General features: G+C 23.4%; 2 protein-coding genes. Both read left to right on the top strand.

Translation table 11 applies throughout. The features are described 5' to 3' along the window. A partial coding sequence (locus JG677_RS08540; protein ID WP_267905156.1) for a formyltransferase family protein occupies positions 1-260 on the top strand: 260 nt, incomplete at its 5' end. 74 nt (positions 261-334) lie between these two features. After that, positions 335-484: a hypothetical protein gene (locus tag JG677_RS08535; RefSeq protein ID WP_200286220.1), complete on the top strand. Its 150-nt coding sequence runs from the start codon at positions 335-337 to the stop codon at positions 482-484. Positions 485-513 lie beyond the last annotated feature (29 nt).

The following is a 513-nucleotide window of genomic DNA, read 5'->3' as shown; positions in this document are numbered from 1 at the left end:
GAGGAGTTAATGCCCATGTTTGGGCGATTTATAAAGAAGAGTTAAAAACAGGTATTACTTGGCATAAAGTAGATAAAAATATAGATACAGGAGATATTTTAATACAAGAAGAAATTGAACTTGATAAAAAAATTACAGCTCTTAATTTATTAAGAGTTCAGCACAATCTTGCTATTAATGTTTTTAAAAAGGCCTTAGAAAATTTAAAAAATAAAAATTATAAAAAACAAAATGATTATGGGGGGGGGGGATTTACTTAAAAAAGGATTTACCCAATGGAGGTTTTTTAGATCTTTCTTGGGAAAAAGTAAAGATTGATTGTTTTTTAAGAGCTATGGATTGTGGTATATTAAGTAATATTCCTAAAGCAAAAATCAAACTTTTTAATCAAAATTTAAATATTTTATTTTATGAATATAATAAAGATAGTTTAAAGCTTCATTTAGAGAATGATATAATTTTAAAAATTAATAAGAATTTATAATATTATTTTTTTCAAATAAAGTTGAGGAT

It is taken from the genome of Campylobacter sp. TTU-622 (genome assembly GCF_016598965.1).
GTDB lineage: Bacteria > Campylobacterota > Campylobacteria > Campylobacterales > Campylobacteraceae > Campylobacter_D.
Note: the sequence above shows the minus strand (reverse complement) of the source record. Positions and strands in the feature narration are given on the sequence as shown.

Excerpts from the sequence above, each read along its gene's own strand:
- JG677_RS08535 (WP_200286220.1), top strand. The coding sequence starts at position 335 with ATGGATTGTGGTATATTAAGTAATATTCCTAAAGCAAAAATCAAACTT.